This is a genomic window from Lacinutrix sp. MEBiC02595, assembly GCF_053601555.1.
The window spans coordinates 713,699-730,133 of record NZ_JBSHNU010000222.1; the positions used below are offsets into that span (position 1 = coordinate 713,699).

15 protein-coding genes are annotated in these 16,435 nt (G+C 31.2%); 6 read left to right on the top strand and 9 right to left on the bottom strand.

Features of this window, described 5'->3' with window-relative positions:
• From ACVCZW_RS13070 to ACVCZW_RS13085, 4 genes are all read left to right on the top strand, one after another.
• Nucleotides 1–579 (top strand): phosphatase PAP2 family protein, encoded by a 579-nt coding sequence (locus tag ACVCZW_RS13070; protein ID WP_452228140.1) that lies wholly within the window; start codon nucleotides 1–3, stop codon nucleotides 577–579.
• 67 nt (nucleotides 580–646) lie between these two features.
• On the top strand, nucleotides 647–1,402 hold the full coding sequence (locus ACVCZW_RS13075; protein WP_452228139.1) for a YoaK family protein: 756 nt from the start codon (nucleotides 647–649) through the stop codon (nucleotides 1,400–1,402).
• Nucleotides 1,403–1,675: 273 nt separating this feature from the next.
• Nucleotides 1,676–3,541 (top strand): PAS domain-containing sensor histidine kinase, encoded by a 1,866-nt coding sequence (locus ACVCZW_RS13080; RefSeq protein ID WP_452232612.1) that lies wholly within the window; start codon nucleotides 1,676–1,678, stop codon nucleotides 3,539–3,541.
• A gap of 3 nt (nucleotides 3,542–3,544) precedes the next feature.
• Nucleotides 3,545–3,964, top strand: coding sequence for a response regulator (locus ACVCZW_RS13085; protein ID WP_452228137.1), 420 nt, complete (start codon nucleotides 3,545–3,547; stop codon nucleotides 3,962–3,964).
• 14 nt (nucleotides 3,965–3,978) lie between these two features.
• Here the strand turns inward: ACVCZW_RS13085 and ACVCZW_RS13090 are convergent, their stop codons facing one another.
• Genes ACVCZW_RS13090 through ACVCZW_RS13100 form a run of 3 tightly spaced genes read right to left on the bottom strand, consistent with a single transcriptional unit; the run spans nucleotide 3,979 to nucleotide 6,942 of the window.
• Nucleotides 3,979–5,613, bottom strand: coding sequence for an ArnT family glycosyltransferase (locus ACVCZW_RS13090; RefSeq protein ID WP_452232613.1), 1,635 nt, complete (start codon nucleotides 5,611–5,613; stop codon nucleotides 3,979–3,981).
• Nucleotides 5,597–6,229: a lipid-A-disaccharide synthase N-terminal domain-containing protein gene (locus ACVCZW_RS13095; RefSeq protein WP_452232614.1), complete on the bottom strand. Its 633-nt coding sequence runs from the start codon at nucleotides 6,227–6,229 to the stop codon at nucleotides 5,597–5,599. The genes ACVCZW_RS13090 and ACVCZW_RS13095 overlap by 17 nt, the downstream gene beginning before the upstream one ends.
• Entirely contained in the window at nucleotides 6,229–6,942 is a 714-nt protein-coding gene (locus ACVCZW_RS13100) for a glycosyltransferase family 2 protein (protein WP_452228134.1), read from the bottom strand. The genes ACVCZW_RS13095 and ACVCZW_RS13100 overlap by 1 nt, the downstream gene beginning before the upstream one ends.
• Before the next feature lie 185 nt (nucleotides 6,943–7,127).
• On the opposite strand from ACVCZW_RS13100, the gene ACVCZW_RS13105 reads away from it, so the two are divergent.
• Entirely contained in the window at nucleotides 7,128–8,069 is a 942-nt protein-coding gene (locus ACVCZW_RS13105; RefSeq protein ID WP_452232615.1) for an NAD-dependent epimerase/dehydratase family protein, read from the top strand.
• 125 nt (nucleotides 8,070–8,194) lie between these two features.
• On the opposite strand, the gene ACVCZW_RS13110 is transcribed toward ACVCZW_RS13105, so the two are convergent.
• Both ACVCZW_RS13110 and ACVCZW_RS13115 read right to left on the bottom strand, forming a co-directional pair.
• Nucleotides 8,195–9,190, bottom strand: a complete 996-nt coding sequence (locus ACVCZW_RS13110) for a phosphotransferase (RefSeq protein ID WP_452232616.1) — start codon at nucleotides 9,188–9,190, stop codon at nucleotides 8,195–8,197.
• Nucleotides 9,191–9,202: 12 nt separating this feature from the next.
• Nucleotides 9,203–10,165 (bottom strand): nucleoside hydrolase, encoded by a 963-nt coding sequence (locus ACVCZW_RS13115; protein WP_452232617.1) that lies wholly within the window; start codon nucleotides 10,163–10,165, stop codon nucleotides 9,203–9,205.
• Nucleotides 10,166–10,542: 377 nt separating this feature from the next.
• On the opposite strand from ACVCZW_RS13115, the gene ACVCZW_RS13120 reads away from it, so the two are divergent.
• Entirely contained in the window at nucleotides 10,543–12,066 is a 1,524-nt protein-coding gene (locus ACVCZW_RS13120; protein WP_452232637.1) for a GH3 family domain-containing protein, read from the top strand.
• Here the strand turns inward: ACVCZW_RS13120 and ACVCZW_RS13125 are convergent.
• From ACVCZW_RS13125 to ACVCZW_RS13140, 4 genes are all read right to left on the bottom strand, one after another.
• Entirely contained in the window at nucleotides 12,063–12,668 is a 606-nt protein-coding gene (locus ACVCZW_RS13125; protein WP_452232618.1) for a hypothetical protein, read from the bottom strand. The genes ACVCZW_RS13120 and ACVCZW_RS13125 overlap by 4 nt on opposite strands.
• 136 nt (nucleotides 12,669–12,804) lie before the next feature.
• Nucleotides 12,805–13,680, bottom strand: coding sequence for a diacylglycerol/lipid kinase family protein (locus tag ACVCZW_RS13130; protein WP_452232619.1), 876 nt, complete (start codon nucleotides 13,678–13,680; stop codon nucleotides 12,805–12,807).
• 1 nt (nucleotide 13,681) lies between these two features.
• Nucleotides 13,682–15,652: an LTA synthase family protein gene (locus ACVCZW_RS13135; RefSeq protein WP_452232620.1), complete on the bottom strand. Its 1,971-nt coding sequence runs from the start codon at nucleotides 15,650–15,652 to the stop codon at nucleotides 13,682–13,684.
• On the bottom strand, nucleotides 15,645–16,397 hold the full coding sequence (locus ACVCZW_RS13140) for a COG4705 family protein (protein ID WP_452232621.1): 753 nt from the start codon (nucleotides 16,395–16,397) through the stop codon (nucleotides 15,645–15,647). The genes ACVCZW_RS13135 and ACVCZW_RS13140 overlap by 8 nt, the downstream gene beginning before the upstream one ends.
• Nucleotides 16,398–16,435 lie beyond the last annotated feature (38 nt).

A 16,435-nucleotide genomic window follows, 5' to 3' on the forward strand; every position in this document is an offset into this window, starting at 1 on the left:
ATGTTAGACCAACTGATTCAATACGATAAAGAATTATTCTTATTTTTAAATAATTTAGGAACCCCAACTTGGGATGCTTTCTGGTTATTATTAACCAATAAGCTCACCTTTATTCCTTTATACGCTTTGTTATTATTTTTAATCTATAAGAAATTTGGGTTAAAAACGGTAGTCTTTTCTGTTTTGCTAATTGCACTTATGGTTACGTTTACCGACCAAATCACCAATCTTTTTAAACATGGTTTTCAACGTCCAAGACCTTGCAGACAAGAAGGTGTTATGGAACAAATGCGTTTTATAGCGGTGCGTTGTGGACCTTATGGTTTCTTTTCAGGGCATGCTTCAAACACAATGGCTGCAGCAGTATTTGCAGGTTTATTATTAAGACCTTATTATAAAAAACTGATTTTCATTTTACTTTTTTGGAGTGCTGTGGTTGCATATAGCAGAATTTATGTAGGTGTACATTATCCTTTAGATGTACTTTGCGGAATGACTTTTGGCGCACTTTCTGGTTTTATGTTTTATAAAATAATGAGTTATATTATTAAGCGTTATGTGGTAGTAAATGAGATGTAAAGGATGAAAAATATATTTGTGTTTTAATTGTTTAGAAAACGAAACACGGAATTAAAAGAAAAATGACATGTTTAGACATCAAGGTAAAAGTAGAACTTTAAAACACAATCTACGAATTGCTACCATCTTGTCTTTTGTAGCAGGAATTGTTAATGTTACAGGGTTTTTATCTTTTCATCAGTTAACAACAAATGTAACGGGACATTTTGCATTATTTATTAGTGATGTTGCTAATTTTGAATTTTGGAAAGGAACCATTTATTTCCTTTATATTTTTTCTTTTCTCTTTGGTTCTTTTCTGTCTAGTTTTCTTATTGAAAAGTATAGAGAAAACAAGAAACTTAATGTTTTTGTGCTGCCAACAAGTATCGAATGTTTTGTTTTAATCTGCATTGCTATTCTAAGTAATGTTACCGAAATGCAATATCCAGATGTTATTGTTTGTTTGCTGCTTTTTGCAATGGGATTACAAAATTCTTTTGTTACAAAAATCTCTAATGCTGTGGTTAGAACCACACATTTAACGGGACTCTTTACCGATTTAGGTATTGAACTTTCGCAATTGTTTTTTCCGGAATCGCATCCCAATAGAGAGAAAATTAAGCAGACTATAAAATTACGTGTCTACATCATTTGCTTCTTCTTTCTTGGTGGAATAATGGGAGGATTTCTATATTCTAATATTGGTTTGAAATTAAATACGCTTATTTTGGGAGCTATTATTTTATTAATAAGTCTGTTTTATGATGATTTAAAATATAGAGTAATCCGAACCAAAAGAAAGTATACACAAAGAAAAAAAAAGAAGCGTAAAAAAGTATAAAAAGAGTACTAGATCCTCTATGCTGCCGTTATTTGAAAACGAGTTATATAAAGACACTCCTAATTCTAAAAAACAGTTTCTTGCGCATCCTCATGCTTTTCGAAGTGAGTCCTGCGTTAGAAATGTTGTAAAAACCACCTTCACTTATAACCAGAGAAAGGAAGCTTAAATTAATTGAATAAAATAAATTAACTTAGCACTATAGCTAATGTATAATTTTAAGCGGCTTCTTTAGCTAATGGAAATTAAATATGCTTAAAGAAACCTACTCTTATGGAAGCGAATTTAAATTCTGAAATTACTGCAATAATAGCAATAAATAACGACGAAATTATTTATCAATTTAATGCGGGAGCCGAAATTTTATTAGGTTATTCTGCTTCGGAAATGATTGGCAAAAAAAAGACTAATTTTTTTCTAGTGGAAGAAGAATATAAAAACTTTGAAAAAGAGATTGCTTCCCGATATAAAGTTAATAATTCCAATTTAAATCCCTATCAAATATTAGCTCAAAATAATGATTATGATTCACGAGAATGGACGGTTAGGCGAAAAGATGGTACTACATTTATTGCGAATTCCACATTAATTCCTTTAAAAAATGATAGCGGTGAAAGTGTTGGTTTTATGCGCATATTGAAAAATGTAACCGATCAGAAAAAAATAGAAAATGATCTTTTACGTAAAAATCAAGTTTTAAATGCTTCCGAAAAAATTACCATGACCGGAAATTGGCAATTGGATACTATTTTTAATAAAGTGGAGTGGTCCACTAACCTATTTAATATTTTTGAAGTAGACCCTAAAGAAAATTTAAATTTCGAGACTTACTTTAGTTTTGTACACCCAGAGGATAAAGAAATGGTTAGCAAGTCTTTTGAGAAATCGATTACCGATAAGAGGTTTTATGATCTGCTACATCGCATTAAATCTACTAGCGGAAAAACAAAAACGATACAATTGCTTGGTGAGGTTATTACAGATAAAGCAGGCGCTGTTATTGAAATCATTGGCACCTGTCAAGACGTAACAGAACAAAGGATGGCAGAGATTAAGTTTAAAGGACTATTAGAGTCTGCTCCAGATGCTATGGTAATTGTAAATGACCGTGGAGAAATACAGCTAATTAATAGGCAAGCAGAAAAATTGTTTGGTTACTTAGCGGAAGAATTAATTAATAAACCAGTAGAATTATTAATCCCAACTAGATATACACATAAACATACCTCGTATCGAGATATGTTTTTTAATATGCCCAAAACAAGAAAGATGGGTGAAGGAAGAGATCTTTTTGGTATTAATAAAAAAGGAAAAGAAATTCCCATTCAAATAAGTTTAAGTCCGCTTAAAACAGAAGAAGGTTTGCTAGTTTCTGCAGCTATTCGAGATATAACTATTCAAAAAAAGGCAGAAACAAAAATATTGGAAGCCAATAATAGTTTAGAAATATTGGCAAATAAATTGACCATGCAAAATGTAGCACTAGCTGATTTTGCACACATAACTTCACATAATTTACGTGCTCCGGTAAGTAATTTAAATTCCTTATTAGATTTTTATAAAACAGCAGAATCAGAAGAGGAAAAAAATATTTTATTTGATAAATTTGAAATTGTAATACATCATCTTACAGACACACTAAATACATTAATAGAAGCCTTAAAAACAAAAGATGCTAATGATGTAGAGATGGAAATACTTGATTTTAGTGCCGTTTTAAATAAAACGAAGGAAATTCTTTCTGGTCAGATTTTAAAAACGGATACCAAAATAACCTGTGATTTTTCAAAAAATCCAAATATTAAATATAATAAAGTTTATTTAGAAAGTATTTTTCTTAATTTAGTAGGAAATGCTATAAAGTATAAATCGGAAGATAGAACACCAGAAATTTTTATTTATTCTATAATAGAAGATGGTGTACAAAAACTCAAATTTAAAGACAATGGTCTAGGTATTAATTTAGAAAGACATGGTCATAAAATATTTGGTTTAAATAAAGTTTTTCATAGGCATCCAGATGCTAAAGGTGTGGGTTTATTTATGACAAAAGTACAAGTAGAAGCCATGGGTGGAAAAATATCTGTGGAAAGTGAAGAGCATGTCGGCTCGACTTTTAACATTAATTTTAATGAATAATAAATGAGTAGAAACTTTAATTTTTGTATTGTTGATGACGATGATATCTATCAGTTTACCATAAAAAAGACTATAAAAGCGCTTAATCTAGCACAAAATATAATTGCTTTTTCGGATGGAGAAGAAGCTTTAAATTTTATGATTGCCAATCTTAATAATGATGAAGAACTTCCGGATGTTATTTTGTTGGATATAAATATGCCAATAATGGATGGGTTTCAGTTTATGGAGGAATACATAAAAATTAAACCAAAGCTAGGAAAAAAAATCACCATATATATGGTTTCTTCTTCCGTAGATATTGCCGATTTAGGACGAGCGAAAAAGATAAGTGAAATTTCAGATTATATAATTAAACCTATTAGGAAAGCCAAAATAAAAGAGATTATTGAAAAATTACTTCGGGAAGAAAATATAGATTAGTAAATCGTTTAATCCTATTTTTTACTAAGTAAATAATAATCACACATTAATCTGCTATTGTACTTTCTAGAATCTTTAGAAACGGTATTTAAATCGTATGTCGTAACTTTTTCAATATGGTATAAGGAGGTTAAGGTAGATTGATCTTCAGGGCTTATACCATTAGCTAACATACCAAAAGTGTTTTCTTCAGGGAAGTGTAATGTATTCTCTTCCTTTTTTATTTCTGGAATGATACCACCAAACTGCCAAATCATTTCTGGAGAAACATAATTAAAACCATATACTTTTAATTGCTTTGTAGAAGCTTCTTCTTGTAACTTAGAAATAGGTTTGTAGTTGCTACTAGTAAATGCATTACTTAATGGTAAAGCTGTCAGTAAAACGGAAGCAAAGAATAATACCGTGTATATAAAAACCTGTTGTATGTTTTTCTTTTTTAAATGCATTAAAATTAAAACACCAAGAGTTACTAAAATTACAGAAGCCAGTATATACCAAAACCAATAACCTGCTAAATTATCTTTTAAAAAGAGATAAGATATAATAGGAAAAGCGATTCCTATGCAACCAATTAATCCAAAATTAAAATAGACAGGTAACGTTTCTTTCTTGTCTTTAAGATCTTTAAATCTTCGTATTAAATACTCGATGTAAAAGCCAATATTCATGGACAACGGAATTAAAACAGGCATCAGGTAACGCGATTTCTTTTCCGGGATTATAGAAAGTAGAACAACAGCAAGTACCGTCCATAAAAAAGAAAAAGTATAGGCTTTTTTATTGCATACTCTATTTCTTAAATAGGGATATAGCAAGCTAATAAATGCCGGAATGGTCCATAATCCGCTTTGTGTAAAAAAGCTCCAATAATAGTAAAAAGGTCGCACGTTATAGCTAGACCAGTTACCCGTTTCTTTGGTGGTAATCGCTTGAAAAGTAGCAGGGTCTTGCATTCTTACATATAAAAACCACCAACACCCAATGAGAAGGGTTAATAGTAGAATACTAAAATAGGAAAAGGCTTTGGCTTTAAAATTATGGTATTTAAAAGTGAAGCCATAAGCTATTAAAAATGGAAGAAGGACGGCATACATAGAAACCGGACCTTTACACATAAAGGATAAACCAATAAATAGTCCAGATAAAAGGGTGTGTTTCCAGTAGTTGTTTTGGGCTTTAAAAAGCTGAAATAAATGGAAAATGGCAATTAACATAAAACCATGTGTAAAAATATCCCAAGGTGCTTCAATAATAATTCCTATAACATAGAAAGAGCTAATTATAAGGAGTGCATTAATAAAACTGTGTGTGTTGTTTTTTAGTGTTAATTGGGAGAGTTTGTACATGAAAACCCCAATAAACATCACCATCAATACGGCAGGTAAACGCAAACCAAAAACGCTTTTTATTCCAAAAATAAAACTAGAAATAGCAGCGAACCAAGTTGGAAGTGGCGGTTTTTCGTATCGTGCTTCCCCATTCATTGTAGTTAATAACCAATGGTTATCTTGAACCATTTCACGAGCAGTAATAAAATTTCGAGCTTCCATGATAGAAACAGGAATAATTTCTAAATTTGGTAAAAGCATAAAAGCTACCAAAATACAAATGCTAATTATTGGGTATTTCTCAAGTGTTTTTAACATGGTTCTTTTTTAATAAAACTAAATTTCTACTATAAATAACGGCTCCAAAAAGCTGACCGATAAATAAAACAGGGTCTTTTCTAATAATAGCGTAGGTTAAAATTAAGGTAGAACCTATTAAACTTAAAAGCCAAAAACCAAACGGTAAAGAAGATTCTTTTTGTTTTTCTGAATACAGCCATTGAAACACAAAACGTAACGTAAACACTACTTGTGAAACAATACCTAATACTAATAACCAAAACGGAATAGCCTCGTTTTTAAACAAACGTTCTACATCAATAGTGTTATTATTAAAATAAAATATGGAAATAAAAACAGGAACTAAAAGTAAGAACCAACGCATTACTTTTGGGAATTTTTGCCACTGGTTTTGTAATTGTAAGTTTCGTATATAAATAAAATAGGTGAGTCCTTGACCTAGCATAATGGCAAAATCATCCCGTAAATAACCATACACAAATAGTAAAAAGGAAGCGAATAAACTTAGTGTCCAGAAAAGTGTAGGTGTCGTAACTTTTTTTTGTTTTTCGCTAGTAATCCATTGTATAATTAATCTAGAAGAGAATAATATTTGTGCTGCAAATCCAATGCTATATATTATCCAAGTACTCATTAACTTTGTTTTGCTACGTTATAATTAATGTATTTTTTCTTCATCCATAAATACGCAAAGCAATCCATAAGCGGACCAACTAATCTATTCCAAACACCAAAATTTGCTTGACCAGCAATTCTAGGAAAGTGTTGCACAGGTATTTGTATTATTTTACCATCTTGTAATAAAATCATGGCAGGTAAAAAACGGTGTAACCCCTTAAACATAGGAATACGTTTTGCGTATGCTGTTTTTATAACTTTTAACGGACAACCAGTGTCATCCATGCCATCATGCGTAAAGCTTCTTCTTATACCGTTTGCAATGGTAGAAGACATGTTTTTTACAAAGCTATCTTTTCTGTTTTCACGTACTCCTGTTACTAAATCGTAAGGCCCAATATGTTCTAAAAGTAAATTAAAATCTTCGGGAGCAGTTTGTAAATCGCTATCTATATAGCCAACTAGTTCCGTTTCTGTATAATCAAAACCAGCTTTAATAGCAGCACTTAGACCTCTGTTTTCTTGAAAAGAAATAAATGAAAATTCAGGATTTCGAGTACAAATCGTTTCAATAAACTCTTGACTTTTGTCTTTAGAGCCATCATTTACAAATAGTATTTTTGTGGTTTTTGTTGCTATTTTTGTATACGCAAGTAAGTCTTTTTCAACACGAAATAGATTATCTTCTTCATTATAAACAGGAACAATAATAGTAAATTGGTAATTCATACAAACTAAAGTTGATATTACAAATGTATTCTTTTTTAGTCAATAGAAATTCTTTGTAAAAAAAAATCTGTTTCTTTGTATTATAAATTTTTTATATGGAACATCCATAACTAAAACTTGACACTCAAGAATAAAGATGAAATGGATGCTGCATGTGCCCTTTGAAAAATAATAGATATAAACACATGAAAATTTTAATAACTGGAGCTGCAGGTTTTATAGGCTCACATACCGCCGAACGATTAAAAGACTTAGGTCATGAAGTTATAGGCGTAGATAATTTTTCGCCTTACTATAGTTTAGACTTAAAAAGACTAAATGAAAAATCACTTGCAGATAAAGGTATTACTATAATTAATAAAGATTTACGCGATACAGATCTAGAAGAAGTATTACCAAAAGACATTAACTATATCTTTCATTACGCGGCACAACCAGGGATTTCTAAAACATCTACGTTCGAAGATTATTTCAGTAACAATATAATTGGGACCAAAAATCTAATTGATTATGCGCTTACGTTGCATAATTTAGAACTGTTTGTAAATATTGGTACTTCTTCTATTTACGGATTAGAGGCTACTTTTCCAGAAACTGTTGCTGTAAAACCAGCTTCGCATTATGGTGTTACCAAATTAGCAGCAGAGCAATTGGTACTTCAAAAAAGTAGAGAAAATATTTTTAAATCTTGTTCTTTACGTTTGTATTCTGTAATAGGACCACGGGAAAGGCCAGAGAAAATGTACACCAAACTTATTGCTTGTGGGTATAATAATGATGCTTTTCCTTTATATGAAGGTAGTGGAACTCACTTACGTAGCTTTACGTTTGTTGGTGATATTGTAGATGGCGTGGTTAGTGTGATTACCAATGAAGACAAAGTAAATGGCGAAATAATTAACCTTGGTACAGAAGTAGAACATACTACGCAAGATGGTATTGAAGCTGTGGAGAAGGTGATTGGTAAGTCTATTAAAATAGAGCATGTAGATGCTAGAACTGGAGACCAATTGCGTACTAAAGCAAATATTGATAAAGCTAGAAAGTTATTAAATTATAATCCGAAAACAACCTTATTAGAAGGTGTGGAAGCGCAGGTAAATTGGTATAAAGCTAATTTTTTATAGTCGTTTGCTTTCTGAGAAAAACCAAGAATTTCTTTAAGATTTCTATAGGTTAAAATATATAATAAAGAAAAAGCATAGTTTTAGGACTGTGCTTTTTTTGTTTTATTTATAGGAAGGTTTTGTGCCTAATCTGATGCGTTATTATTCGGATTCATTATCAATGGATAGGCCAATGCTAGTAGGATTTCTTTTTCTTTTAATGATAAGGTTATTGGTAGTTGTGCTAAACCAATTAATCGACGCATAATTTCAATACCAGTTATTTGCGATAAAAGTTTCGAATCTATAGGATTAGGATACTTCTTTTGAATAGTAGAAAGCGCTGTTTTGTTTTGTGCTATTAAAATAGCATGTGCTGCAAGAACGCCAAGATCAAATTCAGGAAAACCTAAAAAGCTAAATTCGGGATCAATACTATAGATATGTTCCTTTTTTGTCATCCAGCTTCCAGGATAAAAATCGCCATGAATTAAAGTCTTTCCGTCGGATAGATATATACTTCCTATCTCTTTAATTTTTGCTTTCAGCAGTACATCTTTTTTGTATGGAATAGAAAGTTTTTCTAATCCGGGTTGTATTTCATTCAACGAAAAACCATTGTTTTCCATAAAAGGAAGCTCAAAAATATGCTGATAATTAAGTAATCGTAAATCTGTGTTTTTCGGATAGTCTTTCGGTGCCTTTGCATTATGAATATTAGCAATAATTTCAACCAATAATTCCAGTTGCTTGGTTTCCAATGTGCCAGTATCATACAAATACGTCATATCTTCACATGCGCCTAAATCTTCTAGAATTAGTAAATGATTTTCCGAATTATATTTTAAAATCTTAGGAAAGTGTTTGCTCAGTAACGCATTGCTAGCAATCGTTTTGTAAAATTGATATTCCACATCAATACGTGCTATAGGTGCTTCAATATCTTTATATTTTTGAACAAATGGACGCGATTGTTTTAAAATAAACGAACGTAAATTGGTGTTAATACGTAATACCACATTCATATTACCTTCACCAGGTTTGCTGACTTTGGTTATATATTCAGCGGTATTATTTAAAAAGCCGATTTTTTGTAACAGGTTTTTAATTTCTTCTAAGGGAGTTTGTTGATCAATAAACATAAACGTATGCGATTATAAATTTTTTAAAACCTTCCAGAAATTAGCGGTCATTACTTCTGCATTTATATTGGTATGTATGCCAATAGTACGTTGCGTATTTTCAGGAGGCGTTGTAAAATGTTTTATGGTAGACAATTCTGGGTATGCCAAAGCCTCAATAATCGCAACATCCCACATGACCCATTTTTTCTTTTCCGGATCTTCTTTCGTCCACCAACGATCATAGGTTTCCCATCTATTTAATAAATAATTAGCAATCCCTTTTTTATTTTTTAAATGGCTATCTACTTCTTGTTTTGTAAATATTAAATGTTGACTCGTGGTCGCCGTCATTATGTTAAGATCTAGTGTTTTAGTGTTGAGTAAAACTTCTACAGCAATAGGATCATTTCCTGAGTTGAATTCTTTTTTATTATACACATTTGTTTCTGGAGTATGCCAAAAACCGAGATAATGTACTTTTAGTTTCGGAATTATGGAAGGGTCTTCTAAAATAGCGGAAGCTACATTTGTAGTGGAACCTAAAATAACAACATGCAATTTTTGATTCTCTTTCATTTGATGCGCACTTTCTATGATAAACTGTGAAGCTTCAGAAGGAGCAGGTTCACCGTATTCTGTTAACGGCATATTACTTCCCAACGGAAGTGCAATTCCTTTCACATCCATTAATCGTATAATCTCTTCATTAATGACTTGGCTTTCCATAACCGTATTTTCTGAAGCTAATGGTGATGTGTGAAATTGTGCAGAACTTATAGCTAGAAGATGGAATTTGGGTTCTAAAATAGCGCTTACAATAGCGTATAAATCATCTACTTCATTTGCGGTATCCGCATCGATAATTAAATCTATGGGTTTGACAGTATCTTGTGCTTTTACAGAAAGGAAACAAAAAAGTAAAAGCACATGAAAGAAGTGAAAATTCATTTTTTTAGAACGCTTAGTTAGATGTACTATTTTGGATAATCTCATTACTATATTTTTAATCCTTTATTTTAAAAAGGGCATTTTTTAAATTGTTCTTATATAATTCGTACCCTTAAAAAGTAGGAAATGTATGAGTCGTAAAATTTGTGTTTTATTACTAATTTTAAGTTTTTCTTTTAACGAAAGCGAATAGAAATATATGCTATACCGTGTTATGCATTTAAAAAGGCTAAATAAATTTTAAAGATTTGACAAAATAAAATTTAAATCCAAAAAGGAAATGGGTCTTAATATTAATGTAATGCGTTAAAATAGTTGTAGAATTCTTTTTATTTTCATCACGGAATTTAATAGGAAGTATAAATCTTAAAAAAGAGAAAGGGTATTTCCTTATGAATGCTATTAAATCAAAACGAAACAACATGGAGATTATAGGTAATATTATAAAAGGAACTATTCATTTAAAAGATGCGCTTACGCCCGAAGTAAAACCAATGGAAGCGCAAGAAAAAGTACTACAAACATTATTAGAAACGGCGAAAGGCACGTTATTTGGTGAGCACTACAATTTTGAAGCTATTTTGGAAGCCGAAAATCCTTCCGAGGTATTCTCTAAAAAGATTCCTTATTTTGATTATAATGAAATCAATGACAAATGGTGGTGTAAATTACAGGATGGAGAAGAAAATGTGACATGGCCAGGAAGTCCTTCTTATTTTGCACTAAGTTCTGGTACAACAGGGAAAACTAGCAAACGAATTCCGGTAACAGACGCTATGTTAGATGCTATAAAAAAAGCAGGAATAGATCAAGTTACGGCATTAAGTAATTTTGATTTACCAGCAGATTTTTTTAGTAAAGAAGCTATGATGTTAGGTAGTTCTACAGATTTAATTGAAAAAGAAGATCACCTCGAAGGGGAGATTAGTGGCATTACAGCTAGTAATATTCCGTCCTGGTTTAAAGGTTTTTATAAGCCAGGTGAAGACATTGCAAAAATTGATGATTGGGATAAACGCGTCGCAACGATAGCAAAACGAGCTAAAGAATGGGATATTGGAACACTTAGTGGCATACCATCTTGGATGGAATTAATGCTAAAAGAAGTTATTGATTTTCATCAAGCGGAAAACATTCATGATGTCTGGCCAAACTTACAAGTATTCACTTCTGGAGGTGTTGCTTTTGGTCCGTATAAAAAGAGTTTTAATGCATTACTAGGAAAGCCGGTAACCGTAATTGATACCTATTTAGCATCGGAAGGTTTTATAGCTTTTCAGTCCAGACCAGAAACCGATGCTATGCAATTAGTAACCAATGGCGGTATTTATTTTGAATTTGTTCCATTTAAACCCGAATACATTAATACGGATGGATCGCTAAAAGATAACGCACCATGCATTACTTTGAAAGATGTGGAACTCGATCAAGATTACGTTTTAATTATAAGTACCGTTAGTGGCACATGGCGCTATTTAATTGGGGATACCATTGCATTTACGGATGTGGATAGAGCAGAAATAAAAATTACGGGACGTACAAAGTTCTTTTTAAACACGGTTGGTTCCCAGTTGTCTGTTAATAAATTAGATGATGCCATTAGACATTTAGAAGAGAAATTCCATACTACGATTCCAGAATATACCTTATGTGCAAAACGATTTGAAGATGGTTTTTATCACAGTTGGTATTTAGGTTCTGAAGGTTTAAAAGCAGATAATAAAACGGTTGTGGATGCTTTAGATAACTTCCTTAAAAATGCGAATAAAAATTATAAAGTTGCTAGAGGAAAAGCTTTAGAAGGAGTAAAAGTAACTATTGTTGCACCTGATGTTTTTTCAGAATGGAGTGGCGCGAATAAGAAAAAAGGCGGACAAGTTAAAATGGAACGTGTTATGGGAGAAGATAAATTTGAAGAATGGGAAGCGTTTACCAATGCACACTAAGACTTGGAACTTTCTAAATCTCTTTGATTTATAATTTCCATGATTTCTTCTGGCGACAAGTAATATTTGTTAATTCTTGCAATATACTTTTCATCTATATTCGCCTGATTTAGAATAAAGTTTTTGGTTATTAAAATATACTTTTCCATACCAGATTTTACAGCAAAAGTATCTGCAGACCGCTCGGCTTCGGCAATGTGATTGTCTGATAATAGATATTTTACGCCAAACCAAATTAAGTTAAAGTTGCTTCTGTTTCTATAATCCATAACATGTCCTAATTCATGACCAATCCAACCAATGATAACCTCTTTAGGCATATCTTTCGTGTAGAGAATATCACCAGAAATGTTTACCGTTTCACTAATGTATATATTGTAAGAACGCTTTCCTTTTTTTCTAAAAACACTACCAAATGAAGGTTGCGCTTGCATGGTCGATTTTTTAATATTCTTTTTAAACTCGAAATTTATTGCAATGTTTTTTAAATCTGGATAATACGATAAAGCCGTTTTAATTTCATCTTTTATAGATTCCGGAATAGTGGATTGTGCGTACAGTGTATTCGTCATTAATAATAGTAGGATTAGTTTTAATTTCATATTACTATTAATATAAAAGATAATAACAGAATTACTAAGCATTTAACTTTTGAGTAAAATATTTTAACATTAGAGACGTAAAAATAAGGTGCTCTTTTTTGTCAAGACTAATCCAAGGATCTCCGCTTTAATTTAATTAACAAATAACCTGTAATGCGTTTTCTAGTATCGAAATGGAAAGAGTAGGCTTGTTTATGATATGCAATTCTCCATCTATTTGTACTTGAAAGCTGGTGTTTTCTGAATGGCTAATTGTAAAATTTTTGTCTTGATACGTTTTTACTTCTTTCAATACCTGTTGTTTTTTAAACAGCACTAAAAAACCAAACAAAAGTGCTTTTAGCTTTCCAATCTTAGTAACTATTAATATATCTAATAAGCCGTCTTGTAACGAAGCTTTTGGTGTCAGGCTAACATGATAACCTAGCTCATTAGAATTGGATACAAATAGCATAAAAGGAGCTGTCAGTTCTGTTTTATTGTTAATGGTAAACGTGGCGTTGTTTTTATTCGTATTTAAAGACTTCATTGTCGCTTTTAAATAACTTGTAAATTTTCTACTTCCTGAAAGTTCGTAATGCTTGACAACTTGCGCATCAAATCCAATTCCTGTATTACTAAAAAAATAATGGGAATTAATAGAACCAACATCTACTTTACAGATATTTTGATTTATGATTGTTTGAATAGCATCTTCTATCTTTTTTGAAATTTTTAAATGAGATGCTAAACCATTACCAGAACCAATTGGGATAACACCAAAAATAATAGGAGTATGTACTAAGCAAGAAGCAACTTCATTAATAGTACCATCACCACCACAAGCTATTATAATATTAGCTCTTTCGTCTATAGATTCTTTAGTTAATAGAATGGCATGTTTTTTAAATTCGGAATATTTTATAGTTAAACTATAGTTTTCAGGATTAAAAAAAGTTTGAAGAAAAGCAAATGTAATCGGATGCTTCCCAGAACCAGCAATTGGGTTTACTATAAAATGGATATGTTTCAAATTATTTTATTTTAAGTCCTTTGTTACTATATAAATAATCTGCTACTTGATAAAATGCAGTGGTTTCCTCTAAAAAAGTATGGTTTATAGGATGCGGTATTAAATCATTACTTTTCTTTTCCCAAACGTATTGAGCTTTGGTTTTTTGGTCTCCTAAAACCATAAGAGAATCTCCTTTTAACAATCCTAGTTTTCTGTAGTTTCCTATAAAAGCACGTTCGTCTTTAGGTTGCATTTTTAATACATCTTTTCCAAAAAGATTCGATTTATATTCCCAATTAAGTAAGCCAAACAGTGTTGGGAACATATCTATTTGAGAACATAATTGATTTATTTTTTGAGCATTTGTATTTGGTGCATTATAGATAAATCCTGGTATATGATAATTAGCAACATCTAATTCCCATTTTCCTGCACTTGCTGCACAATGGTCGCTCATGATTACAAAAATGGTGTTTTTAAACCAAGGTTTCGTTTTTGCATTTTCTAGAAAAGAATGAATGGAAAAATCGGTGTATTGTATTGCTCCATCTCTTTCTTGACCAGAAGGAATAGATACTTTATGGTCTGGATAGGTGTATGGTCTATGGTTGGAAGTAGTCATGACAAAGTTGAAGAATACTTTGTTTTCGTGATATGATTTGTCTGCTTCGTTTAAAACTTTATTAAAAATATCTTCATCACAAACTCCCCAAGCATTTTCAAAAGTCACTTCATTATCTTCAATATTAGTTCGGGTTGTTTTAATAGCATCGTTTAATAAAAAGCCTCTTCCTCTATCTACAATATTAAAGCCATTACCACCAAAGTAGGTGTTCATATTATCAAAATAACCATCGCCTCCATAAAAGAAACTGTTGCTATAACCTTTGTCTTTAAACACTTCTGCAATCGTAAATAGGTTGGTGTTATTTTTTCGTTTTACAATACTTCTTCCGGGAGTTGGAGGAATAGATAGCGTTATGGCTTCCATGCCTCTTACTGTTCTGGTTCCCGTTGCAAATAGGTTGGTGAAGAATATGCTGTTATCTATTAATTTATCTAGGTTTGGTGTTATATTTCTTGTACTACCAAAATACGCTAAACGTTTAGCACCTAAACTTTCAATGCATATAAAAATCACATTTGGTTTTATGGGTTTGTTTATAGTATCTAACGGACTCATATTTCTAAGAATAGAATTTTCATTTTCTATAAAACGATCCCCATTTTTAGAGTAACTGTTTTTTACTATATCAAAAGCTTCCTGTTTATTAATCGTATTATAAAACTCGGTATAGGAAAGTTCATTGTTTCTAAAAGCGGCAAAAAAGGAATAAATACCAGTTTTTGCTATTTCGTTATTATATCTATTTTCAAATTGTTCTGCATTTTTATTTGTTATGAAAAAAACAAATAATAAGGAAGTGCATAAAATAATAATTGTAGGTGCTATTTTATGTTTAAAACTTTCATTGCTATTAAAGGTTTTAAGGAAAACACCTCTCTTCCTGGTATCATAGAATAGTAAAAATAGAATGCCAAAAACACCTAACAGAAGTAAAGGTATTGGGTACGATTCATTAATGTTTTTTAATACTTCGCTGGTGTAAATTAAATAGTCAACAGCAATAAAGTTAAACCTTCGGCTAAATTCTTCCCAAAAAGCAATTTCAGAAAAGAACGAAAAAATAAAAATAATGAGACCAAGTACAAATGCAAAGTAGGTAATAGCTCTGTCTACTGCAGATCCATACCATTTTGTAGGAATGAAAAGTAAGTAAATAGCATAAGGTGAAGCAAAAAAGGAAACAGTACCAATATCAAATAGAAATCCAATAAAGAATATTTTTAGTACACTAAGAATAGAAGTTTCTACTTCGGAATAATTCCATATAAAAAAGCAAATTCTTATTATAAAAGAGAGTGTTAGAAAGATTAAAATATATGTTTTTACTAATGAAAAACGATTAGGGAAAAGGTTTTTAAACATTTTGTATGGTTTTGATTTTTAATTTTTTATGAGAAATAAATAGTAAAGCTGTCATTAATAGAATGGATACAATGGAAGCGTTAAGTGTGCCAAGATCTAAACCTCCTTTAGATATAGATTTCGTTAAAAAATCACCAAAGGTTGCACCAAATGGTCTAGTGAAAATAAATGCAATCCAGAATAAGACAATCTGATTTATATTGGTCCAATAATGTAAAGACACGACTAATGCAATAATTAAAGAAGTTACTAATGCGCCATTTAGGTAGCTTAAGCCAATAACATCACTCAAGTAATCTCCAAAGGCTGTACCTAAGCTGTTAGAAAATAAAACAGCGAACCAAAAGAGGACTTCTTTGTTTTTATGGAAGATTGGGTAAACACTTAAATTTTTGAATTTTTTATACCAAAAATAGAGTACTAGTAATAAGCCTATAAACAATATTATGCTTCCAATAGTGTATCCTAAATGGAGGCTTCTATCTATAAAATCGGATATTTCGGTACCTAAAGTGGTAGTGGCAATTATGACTAACCAAAAATAAATCGGACTGTATTTTGTTGTGTATAATTGAATGCATAGCACATTAATAAAAAACACCAAAGTGATAAATAGGCTTGTTAAATACCCTAGATTTAAAGTCATTGAAAGGTAATCACCTAATGTTTCGCCAAGTGTTGTAGCAACAATTTTCATGCACCAAAATAGCATGGTTACTTCTGCAACTTTATTCTGTTTTTCCATTTGATTTTTTATAAAATTTATTGACTGGCTTCATTGTC

Bases quoted from the DNA above. Each gene is read 5' to 3' on its own strand.
- ACVCZW_RS13095 (WP_452232614.1), bottom strand. From the start codon at position 6,229: ATGAGTACTTGGATAATATATAGCATTGGATTTGCAGCACAAATATTA.
- ACVCZW_RS13120 (WP_452232637.1), top strand. From the start codon at position 10,543: ATGGAGATTATAGGTAATATTATAAAAGGAACTATTCATTTAAAAGAT.
- ACVCZW_RS13075 (WP_452228139.1), top strand. From the start codon at position 647: ATGTTTAGACATCAAGGTAAAAGTAGAACTTTAAAACACAATCTACGA.
- ACVCZW_RS13070 (WP_452228140.1), top strand. From the start codon at position 1: ATGTTAGACCAACTGATTCAATACGATAAAGAATTATTCTTATTTTTA.
- ACVCZW_RS13080 (WP_452232612.1), top strand. From the start codon at position 1,676: ATGGAAGCGAATTTAAATTCTGAAATTACTGCAATAATAGCAATAAAT.
- ACVCZW_RS13115 (WP_452232617.1), bottom strand. From the start codon at position 10,165: ATGAGATTATCCAAAATAGTACATCTAACTAAGCGTTCTAAAAAAATG.
- ACVCZW_RS13105 (WP_452232615.1), top strand. From the start codon at position 7,128: ATGAAAATTTTAATAACTGGAGCTGCAGGTTTTATAGGCTCACATACC.
- ACVCZW_RS13085 (WP_452228137.1), top strand. From the start codon at position 3,545: ATGAGTAGAAACTTTAATTTTTGTATTGTTGATGACGATGATATCTAT.
- ACVCZW_RS13140 (WP_452232621.1), bottom strand. From the start codon at position 16,397: ATGGAAAAACAGAATAAAGTTGCAGAAGTAACCATGCTATTTTGGTGC.
- ACVCZW_RS13135 (WP_452232620.1), bottom strand. From the start codon at position 15,652: ATGTTTAAAAACCTTTTCCCTAATCGTTTTTCATTAGTAAAAACATAT.
- ACVCZW_RS13125 (WP_452232618.1), bottom strand. From the start codon at position 12,668: ATGAAATTAAAACTAATCCTACTATTATTAATGACGAATACACTGTAC.
- ACVCZW_RS13110 (WP_452232616.1), bottom strand. From the start codon at position 9,190: ATGTTTATTGATCAACAAACTCCCTTAGAAGAAATTAAAAACCTGTTA.
- ACVCZW_RS13090 (WP_452232613.1), bottom strand. From the start codon at position 5,613: ATGTTAAAAACACTTGAGAAATACCCAATAATTAGCATTTGTATTTTG.
- ACVCZW_RS13100 (WP_452228134.1), bottom strand. From the start codon at position 6,942: ATGAATTACCAATTTACTATTATTGTTCCTGTTTATAATGAAGAAGAT.